8 protein-coding genes are annotated in these 9,122 nt (G+C 74.5%); 2 read left to right on the plus strand and 6 right to left on the minus strand.

The features are described from left to right. Nucleotides 1-359 precede the first annotated feature (359 nt). The 3 genes from AB0D48_RS25895 to AB0D48_RS25905 are packed head-to-tail and all read right to left on the minus strand — an operon-like array spanning nucleotide 360 to nucleotide 3,633. On the minus strand, nucleotides 360-1,466 hold the full coding sequence (locus tag AB0D48_RS25895) for an acyl-CoA dehydrogenase family protein (protein WP_362401509.1): 1,107 nt from the start codon (nucleotides 1,464-1,466) through the stop codon (nucleotides 360-362). Further along, a complete protein-coding gene (locus AB0D48_RS25900) occupies nucleotides 1,463-2,662 on the minus strand; it encodes an acyl-CoA dehydrogenase family protein (protein ID WP_362401512.1) in 1,200 nt (399 codons plus the stop codon). The genes AB0D48_RS25895 and AB0D48_RS25900 overlap by 4 nt, the downstream gene beginning before the upstream one ends. Continuing rightward, complete coding sequence (locus AB0D48_RS25905; protein ID WP_362401515.1) at nucleotides 2,659-3,633, minus strand: NADPH:quinone oxidoreductase family protein; 975 nt, start codon at nucleotides 3,631-3,633, stop codon at nucleotides 2,659-2,661. Before AB0D48_RS25905 ends, AB0D48_RS25900 begins: the two co-directional genes overlap by 4 nt. Before the next feature lie 308 nt (nucleotides 3,634-3,941). On the opposite strand from AB0D48_RS25905, the gene AB0D48_RS25910 reads away from it, so the two are divergent. Next, nucleotides 3,942-5,060: a hypothetical protein gene (locus tag AB0D48_RS25910; RefSeq protein WP_362401518.1), complete on the plus strand. Its 1,119-nt coding sequence runs from the start codon at nucleotides 3,942-3,944 to the stop codon at nucleotides 5,058-5,060. A gap of 56 nt (nucleotides 5,061-5,116) precedes the next feature. Beyond that, nucleotides 5,117-6,061: an SDR family oxidoreductase gene (locus AB0D48_RS25915; protein ID WP_362401521.1), complete on the plus strand. Its 945-nt coding sequence runs from the start codon at nucleotides 5,117-5,119 to the stop codon at nucleotides 6,059-6,061. Here the strand turns inward: AB0D48_RS25915 and AB0D48_RS25920 are convergent. The 3 genes from AB0D48_RS25920 to AB0D48_RS25930 are packed head-to-tail and all read right to left on the minus strand — an operon-like array spanning nucleotide 6,048 to nucleotide 9,062. Next, complete coding sequence (locus AB0D48_RS25920; RefSeq protein WP_362401524.1) at nucleotides 6,048-6,881, minus strand: enoyl-CoA hydratase/isomerase family protein; 834 nt, start codon at nucleotides 6,879-6,881, stop codon at nucleotides 6,048-6,050. The two genes, AB0D48_RS25915 and AB0D48_RS25920, sit on opposite strands and share 14 nt — an antisense overlap. 54 nt (nucleotides 6,882-6,935) lie before the next feature. Then, the gene (locus AB0D48_RS25925) at nucleotides 6,936-7,700 is read right to left on the minus strand and encodes a PIG-L family deacetylase (protein WP_362401527.1); all 765 of its coding nucleotides are present in this window, start codon (nucleotides 7,698-7,700) and stop codon (nucleotides 6,936-6,938) included. A 57-nt stretch (nucleotides 7,701-7,757) separates the two neighbouring features. After that, nucleotides 7,758-9,062 carry an alpha/beta fold hydrolase gene (locus AB0D48_RS25930; protein ID WP_362401535.1) on the minus strand — a complete coding sequence of 435 codons (1,305 nt, stop codon included), beginning with the start codon at nucleotides 9,060-9,062 and terminating at the stop codon, nucleotides 7,758-7,760. Between the last annotated feature and the right edge of the window lie 60 nt (nucleotides 9,063-9,122).

Here is a 9,122-nt window from a genome sequence, read left to right on the forward strand (position 1 = left end):
CGCACCAGGCATGGCCGGGCCGGACCCAGGCCGGGGCCGGGGCCGACCCGGAGCCGGGGCGCCGGGGCCAGGCCGGAGCCGGGCGCTTCCCCGCGCGGTGACGGCACCGCTCGTCCGGCCCGGCCGGGGCCGGACCCAGGGCGGGGCCGGGGCCGGAGCCAAGGCCTGGAGCCAAGGGCACAGCCAGGTCGCGGAGCCAAGGCCCGGGCGGAGCCAAGGCCCGGAGCCAAGGCCCCGGCGGAGCCAAGGCCCGGAGCCAGGGCCCCGGCGGAGCCAAGGCCCGGGGCGGGGCTGCCGAGGGTTCTCCCGTGCGAGGAGGGGGTGCGGGGGCGTCTTGCCTCACCCGGTCCGGGCATCCCCTATGGCGCCGGGAGTTCGGCGAACTCCGCTACCAGGCCGCGGTGGTGGCCCGCCGTGCCGAGTGCGAGCGAGTCGGCCTTGGCCCGCTTGAGGTGGAGGTGGGCCGGGTGTTCCCAGGTCATGCCGATGCCGCCGTGCAGCTGGACGCACTCCTCGGCGGCCCGGACGGCCACGCCCGCGCAGTAGGCCTGGGCTACGGCGACGGTGAGGGGAGCGTCGGGGGACGCGGTGGCGAGGGCGTCGGCCGCGGCCCTGGCCGCCGCGCGGGCCGAGGCGACGTCGAGCCAGAGCCGCGCGAGGCGGTGCTTGAGGGCCTGGAAGGAGCCGACGGGCCGGTTGAACTGGTGGCGGACCCGGAGGTACCCGACGGTCTCCGTCAGGCACCACTCGGCGATCCCGAGCTGCTCGGAGGCGAGCAGCCCGGCCCCGGAGAGCAGGGCTCCGGCGACGGCCGCCCGGGCCGTGGCGGGGTCGGCGAGCCGCGTGCCGGCGGCCGCGTCGAGGGTGACCGTGGCCAGCGGGCGGGTCAGGTCCAGCGGGACCTGCGGGGTCAGCACCGCCGAGGCGACCGGGACGGCGTACAGGCCGGTGTCGGCGAGGACCAGCAGCACATCGGCGGCCACCGCGTCCGCGACGGAGGTGACCGTGCCGGTCAGGACGCCGTCGCCGCCGTCCCGGACCGCGGTCGGCAGGGGGGCGCCGGGGGCGAGGGTCAGCGGCACGGCCGGTACGCACACCTGCCGCCCCGAGGCCAGCTCCCGCAGCAGCGGGGCGACGTCCTCGGCGTCGCAGCCGAGCAGGATCTCCGTCGCGAGCACGGCACTGGTCAGGTACGGGACCGGAGCCACGGCCCGGCCCAGCTCCTCCAGGACCACGGCCGCCTCGCGGTGGCTCGCGCCCTGGCCGCCGAGCTTCTCGGGTACGAGGAGCCCGGCCGCGCCGATCCCGGCGGCGAGCGGCTGCCACAGGTCGGGGTCGTGGGGCCGGTCGGTCTCGATCCGGGCGAGGACCCGCTCCGGGGCGCAGCGGGCGACGAGGAGGGACCGTACGGCCGCGCGGAGTTCTTCCTCGGCCTCGGAGTAGAGGAGAGCCATGGGTGCAGTCATCGAGCGAGGTCCTTCCAGGCCAGGTCCTTGTCGTCGCGCGGCTCGGGGGGCAGGCCGAGCACGCGTTCGGCGACGATGTTCAGGAGGATTTCGCTGGTGCCGCCCTCGATGCTGTTGCCCTTGGCGCGCAGGTAGCGGTAGCCGGCGTCGCGGCCGGTGAAGTCGACGAGTTCGGGGCGGCGCATGGTCCAGTCCTCGTACGCCAGGCCCTCTTCGGCAAGGAGTTCGACCTCCAGCCCGCTGATCTCCTGGTTCAGGCGGGCGAAGGTGAGCTTCATCCCGGATCCCTCGGGGCCGGGCTGGCCGACGGCGAGCTGCTGGCGCAGCCGTTCGCCGGTGAGGCGCGCGACCTCGGCCTCGACCCACAGCTCCAGCAGCCGCTGGTGGAGGGCGTGGGTGCGCAGTTCGGGGCGTTCGCGCCAGGCGGCGGCGACCGGCGCGATCATGCCGCCTTCGCGCGGGATGCGCATGCCGCCGATGGAGACGCGCTCGTTCATCAGGGTGGTGCGGGCGACCGCCCAGCCGTCGCCGACGGCCCCGAGGCGGTGGGAGTCGGGGATCCGGACGCCGGTGAGGAAGACCTCGTTGAACTCGGCCTCACCGGTGATCTGGCGCAGCGGCCGGACCTCGACGCCGGGGGCGTGCATGTCGCAGAGGAAGTACGTGATGCCCTGGTGCTTGGGCAGCGCCGGGTCGGTGCGGGCGATCAGGATGGCCCAGCGGGCGGTGTGGGCGCTGGAGGTCCATACCTTCTGGCCGTCGACCACCCATTCGCCGGAGTCCTCGTCGAGGACGGCGCGGGTGCCGAGCGCGGCGAGGTCGGAGCCGGCGCCGGGTTCGCTGAAGAGCTGGCACCACACCTCCTCGCCGATCCACAGGGGGCGCAGGAAGCGGTGCTTCTGTTCCCCGGTGCCGTACGCGAGGATCGTGGGCGCGGCCATGCCGAGGCCGATGCCGATCCGGCGCGGGTCGTTGTCGGGGGCGCCGGCGGCCTCCAGCTCGGCGTCGACGACGGCCTGGAGCGAGCGGGGCGCGCCGAGGCCGCCCAGGCCCTCGGGGTAGTGGACCCAGGCGAGTCCGGCGTCGAAGCGGGCGCGCAGGAAGTCGGTGCGCGGGGTGGTCGCGGGCGCGTGGGCGGCGAGCAGGTCCCGGACCCGGGCGCGCACTCCTTCCGCGGTGACGGTGGTGCCGGTCATCGGGGGCCTCCGTCCAGGGCCGGTACGACGACCAGCCGGCCGGTGGTGGTCCCGTCGGCGAGGCGCTGCACGGCGTCTGCGGCATCCGCGAGCGGGACCCGTTCGCTGACCAGCGGTTTCACGGCGCCCTCGGCGGCGAGTCGGGTGAGCTCGGTGTGGCAGGCGAGGATGGCGGCGGGCTCCTTGGAGGCGTAAAGCCCCCAGTGGAGGCCGAGGACGGCGTAGTTCTTCACGAGCGCGTGGTTGAGCGCGGGGGCGGGGATGGTGCCGCTCGCGAAGCCGACGACGACGATCCGTCCCTCGAAGGCCACGCATTTTGCGGAGGCGGTGTAGGCGTCACCGCCGACCGGGTCGTAGACCACGTCGGCGCCGCGTCCGCCGGTGAACTCCTTGACGCGGGAGACGATGTCCTCCGTCGTACGGTCGATGACCAGGTCGCAGCCGAGCTCCTCGGCGGTGCGCGCCTTGGCCTTGCCGCCGACGACCCCGATGACGGTGGCCCCGGCGGCCTTGCCGAGCTGGACGGCGGCGCTGCCGACCCCGCCCGCGGCGGCGTGCACGAGGAGGGTCTCGCCGCTCTGCAGGCGGGCCCGGCGGTGCAGCCCGAACCAGCCGGTCTGGTAGCCGATGTGCAGGGCGGCCGCCTCGGCGTCGTCGAGGGTGTCGGGGGCGGGGAGCAGGGCGCGCGCGGGCGCGGTGACGTACTCGGCGAAACCGCCGTGCGGCAGGCTCGGGTTGGCGATGACGCGACGGCCGTCCTCGGTCTCGCCGCAGATCTCCACGCCGGGCGTGAAGGGCAGCGGCGGGCGGATCTGGTACTGCCCGCGGACGAGCAACGCGTCCGGGAAGTTGACGTTGGCGGCGAGCACCCGGAGCTTCACCTCGCCCTCGCCGGGGACCGGTTCGGGAACCTCTTCGAGGCGCATGGCCTCATGGGGTTCGCCGGGGGTATGTACTCGCCATGCCTGCATCCGGGGCCTCCAGCCGCCGTCGAGGAACCATGCTCCGCGGGCATACTAAGCGGTCGCTTGCCCCCTTGGGAACCCTCGGCGCGGGCGGGTACCGCGGGTGGGGCGTGCGGGGCTGAACGTCCCCCGCGGCCGGGCGGGCTCTTCCGGAAATCAAACACGTGAACCACGGGTGGACAGGAAGATCGGCGATAACATCAACAGGCCGCTGTCACAGGGCATATGACGCAACAGGGGACCTCGCCCGCCCGGAGCCGACACCGTTCCGGGCGCGCGTTTGCGCCACCGCACATCACAGGGGGATCCACACGATGAACAGCACACCCATGCGACGAGGCGCCTCGGCCGCCGCAGCCGCGATCGTCCTGGCCGGCATCGTCACCGCCGCCGGCCCGGCCGCGGCCGCCACCACCTGCACTCCGAGGATCCAGGTACTGGGTTCCCTCGGGGACGACGTCTACAACCCCGGCAATCCGCAGACCCAGGGGGTCCTCGCCCTCGGCGCGGGCAGGCTGTCGGTCGGCGTCTCCGGCGCGCAGCCCGTCTACTGGACCGGCACCACGCTCCACAAGGTTCCGCTGCCCGCGGCCGGCCTCCAGGGCGAGCTGCTCGCCGTGAACAAGGGCGGTCTGATGGTGGGCCGCGTCTACGGCGCCGGCGGCTACGTGTTCACCTACCGGGCGGGCGCCGCGGCGATCACGCCGCTGCCCGGGAGCGACTACGCGTACGGCGAGGCCGACGTCAACGACGCCGGCTACGTGGTCTCGCGCAACGGGGCGGGCGTCGGCGTCGTCTGGAAGGACGGCCAGAAGGTCCGCGAGCTGCCCCTCCCGGCGGAGGCCGGCCCGGGAACCTCCGTCGAACTGGTCACCGCCGTCAACAACAAGGGCGACATCCTCGGCCTGGCCGAGCAGGACTACGAGGACCCCGGCACCGGCGCCCACCTGTCGGGGTCCCACCCGGTGATCTGGCCGGGTGACGGCGGACCGGCCAGGTACCTCTCCCCCACCGCGCAGGAGAGCTACGTCCAGGACCTCGACGAGAACGGCCACGTCGTCGGATACGACTGGTACGGGCCCGGGTACCAGTACAAGCCGTGGACCTGGGCGCCGCCGTACACCACGGCCGGAACCTCCCCCGGCGTGCTGAACACCCACCCGTACGGAACCTTCGAGGCGATCAGCCCGACCACCCGCGTCACCGTCGGCACCGCCAAGTTCCACCCGGAGGAGCAGGCCGTGCCCGACCAGGCGCAGCTGTGGCCGGGCACGGGGCCGGTACTCGCCCTGCCGCGGCTCGCCGCGAACGGGGCCAGCGCGGCCGAGTCGGTCTCCGACGACGGCCGGGTCGGCGGAGCCGCCGTCAACGCCAAGGGCAAGCTGAAGCCGGTGATCTGGACCTGCGCCACCAAGCAGGCGTACCTGCCGTAGCGGTGGGCGCTGCCACGGGCATGGTGTTCTGAGCGCCCGCGCGCTATCGATGCCCCATGAAGGACGACGACCGGCGCGGCCTGCCCGCGCCACCACCGCTCGGCGCCGCCGCCCTGCCTCCCGGCACGTACGCGGGGCAGGTGGTCCTCGTGACCGGCGGCGGCACCGGGCTCGGCAAGGCCATCGCCGCCGAGTTCGCGCGGCTCGGCGCCGATCTGGTGATCGCGAGCCGCCGCGCCGAGCAGCTCAAGGCGGCGCGGGAGGAGCTGGCGGCCGTACCCGGCGCGGGCCGGGTGACGGCCGCCGTCTGCGACATCCGGGACCCCGAGCGGGTCGCGGAGCTCTTCGATGCGGCGGAGGCCGCGCTCGGGCCGCCGGACGTCCTGGTCAACAACGCCGCCGCGAACTTCCCCTCCCCGGCCGAGGACCTGTCCCCCAATGCCTGGCGGGCGGTGGTGGACATCACCCTGACCGGCACCTGGTTCATGACCCGTGAGTTCGGCCGGCGCCACCTCGCCGCGGGCACCCCCGGTTCGATCGTGAACATCGGCGCCTCGTACGCGTGGACGGGCGGACCGGGCTTCGCGCACAGCGCGGCCGCCAAGGCGGGGGTGAAGAACCTGGTGGAGACCCTCGCCGTCGAGTGGGGACCGTACGGCATCCAGATCAACGGGCTCGTCCCCGGGCTGTTCCCGCACGCCGACATGACCGGGGACATCCGGGGCGGCCTGGAGCGCTCCGCGCCGGACTCCACGGACGCCCGGCAGCCCGCCCTCCGCGTGGGCGCCCCGCGCGAACTGGGCTGGGCCGCGACCTTCCTGGCCTCGCCCTATGCCCGGTTCGTCACCGGCCACACGCTGGTGGTCGACGGCGCGAACTGGCAGCGCCGGGCCCTGGTCAACCCCGAGGTCGTGCCGGTACGGGAACAACTGGGGCGCGGGCCGTTCGGGTCGGACAGGGCGGACAGGGCGGACAGGGCGGACAGGCCTAGCCTCCGGTGAAGTGCGGCGGGCGGCGGGCCGCCTTGGCCGCGTAGCCCTCGCGGCAGTCGTCGGAGGCGAGGGTGAGAGCCCCCGTCATCGCGACGCGGTCGAGGGCCGCGGGGAGGGCCGCGTCCGCGTAGGCGTCGACGGCGCGTTTGATGCCCTGGACGGCGAGGGGGGCGTTCGCGGCGATCTCCGCCGCCAGCGTCCGCGCGGCCGACTCCAGCTCCTCGACGGGGACGACCAGTTGGACCAGGTTCAGCCGCCCAGCCGTCGCCGCGTCGATGCGCCGGCCGGTCAGGGCCAGGTACTTGGCCCAGCCGGCGCCGGCCTCGCGGGCGATGCGCAGGTCACCGCCCGCGTCCACCGCCACCCCCAGCTGCGCCTCCGGCAGGGCGAAGACGGCGTCCTCGGCCGCCACCCGGATGTCGGCCATCAGTGCCAGCTCGAAGCCGAAGCCGAGGCAGTAGCCCTGTACGGCGGCCACCACCGGCTGCGGGAGGCGGGAGAGGACCTCGAACCGCTCGTGGACCCAGCGGATGGCCTCGTAGTAGTTGCGGGTCCGCTCGGCGGCGGTACCGCCCGTGATCGCGCCGCCGGGGGCGGTCACGTCGATGCCCGCGCAGAAGGCCCGGCCCTCGGCGCGCAGCAGTACGGCCCGCACCGAGGGGTCGAAGCGGACGCGGTCCGCCAGCAGGCCCAGCTGGCGCGTGGACTCCCAGGTCCAGCCGTTGAGTTTGTCCGGACGGCACAGGGTGAGGACCGCGACACCGTCCGCTGTCTCCAGCCGGATCCGCTCCTCACCCTCCGCGATGTCCGTGGCTACGGTGTCGATCACCCTGGCCTGCACCCCCGTTATGACCTGACGGATCGTCAGCCTAGAGGGGTCCGGTCAGCGGGGGAAGACCTCGAACGGGACCGCCGGGCGGCCGCCGAACCGGGCCGCCGCCTGCTGGGCGTTGCCGGTGAGGAAGGTACGGACGTATTCCTCGGGGTCCTGGTCCGTGAGCACCTCGATGTACGCCTTGTGCTCCAGCAGGGACTTGACCGAACGCTCCAGGCCCGGGCCGGCGTCGGCCGCGTGCGTCGGCGTGCTGGTTCCGGCCACCGCGACCCAGCGCACCCCGTTCCACGGCTCCAGCCCCTGCTCGGTGAGGAGTTCGGGGAAGATCCACCGGTTGCCGGCGTCTCCGGCCGCGTCCAGGACGGCGCGGCCGACGGCCTTGTGGTCGGGGGTGTTCCAGTAGCCACCGCCCTCCGCGCCGCCCCAGGTGTCCCGGTGGTTGAGGGTGACGACCAGCTCGGGGCGGTGCCGGCGGATGGCCGCCGCGATGTCCCGGCGCAGGCCGAGCCCGTACTCGATGATGCCGTCCTGGTAATCGAGGAACTCCACCTCGGACACCCCGACGACGGCGGCGCTCGCCCGCTGCTCCGCCTCGCGCAGCGCGGCGCAGTCGGCCGGGGCGGTGGTGTCGATGCCCGCCTCGCCGCGCGTGGCGAGGAGGTAGACGACCTCGCGGCCGCCGTCGGTCCAGTCCGCGATCGCGGCCGCGCAGCCGTACTCCAGGTCGTCCGGGTGGGCGACGACGGCGAGGGCGCGCTGCCAGTCGGTGGGCATGGGCTGCAAGGCGGCGGGCCGATCATGCTGTTCGGTCATGGGTCGCACACTATGCGAACGGACCGGCGCGGGCGGGGCGGTTGGGCCGTGCCGGTCTCAGGCGTCGCCCTGTACGAGGGCCAGCAGCCGGTCCAGCACGCGGGGGCCGCCCGCGCGGACGCCGTCGTGCTCGAACTCGTCCGTCACCCAGGTCCGCAGGCCCCGGATCGCACGGGCGGTCTCCAGCGAGTGCGCGGTGTCGACGTACATGTCGTCGTGGTAGACGGCCGCGGCCACCGGCACCTCGTTGGCGGCGAGCCGGTCCGGGGCGTAGAGGGGCCCCCAGCCGGTACGGGCGGCCAGCAACTCGGCGGTCTCGCGCAGCGGGACGAGCGAGGGGTCGGCGGTGAAGTGCCAGGGGTGGATGGTCTCGCCGGTGAAGAGGAGGGGTTCGTCGCCCGCGAGGGTCTTGGCGGCGTCGAAGCGCGGGTGGCCCGCGCGCACCCGCTCGGCGGCCCAGGCGGTGGGCGCGGCCGGGTCCTGGGCGTAGATCGACTCGTGGACCAGGGCGTAGAGGGGGTGCCCGGCGAAGGAGAGGTGCGCCCGGGCTCCCTCCAGGAAGGCGTCGGAGAGGGCCGGTCCGGCGGCGGAGGGGACGAAGGCGTCCTCCAGGAGGTAGTGCAGCTGGTGGCTGCCGTCACCGGACCCGAGCATCAGACCGAGGGACTGGAACGCCTCGACGGTGAGCCGGTAGCCGCCGGGGAGTTCGGCCGGGCGCTCCGCGAGGTGGGCCGCGATCCGGCGGGCGCGCTCCACGTCCATCGGGTATCGGGCGTAGTGCGCCAGGTTCTTGCGCTCGATGCGGGGGTACGAGGCCTCGTACACCTCGTCGGCGGTGGCGGTCAGGGACGGGAGGCCGCCGGTGATCAGGGCGGCGGTGAGGCCCTCGGGGGCGGTGGAGAGGTAGTGGGTCGTGCAGAATCCGCCGAAGCTCTGGCCGAGCACGGTCCACGGAGCGCCGCCGGTCAGGGCGGGGCGGATGGCCTCGGCGTCGCGCACGATGGAGTCGGACCGGAAGTGGGCGAGGTACTCGGCCTGCTGCGCGGGGGTGCCGCGCAGGGGCAGGGTCTGCCTGTTCACCGGGGTGGAACGGCCGGTTCCGCGCTGGTCGAGCAGGAGTACGCGGTAGTCGGCCAGCGCCCGCTCGAGCCACGCCTGCCGGCCGGTGAAGCGCCGGGCGCCGAAGCCGGGTCCGCCCTCCAGGTACAGCAGCCACGGCAGGAACGCCGGGTCCTTGCCGGAGGCGACGACCTCGCGGGCGTACAGCTCGATCTGCTCGCCGTCCGGACGCGCGTGGTCCAGGGGGACGGTGAACCGGTGGTCGGTGAGGACCGTTCCGGGCTGGCGGTAGCTGTGCTCGATGGTCACGGACGGCCCCTGGGGTACGAGGTGCGGGAGGCCCGTGCCCCGGCCGGATGGGGC

Source organism: Streptomyces sp. NPDC048269, from assembly GCF_040652395.1.
GTDB lineage: Bacteria > Actinomycetota > Actinomycetes > Streptomycetales > Streptomycetaceae > Streptomyces.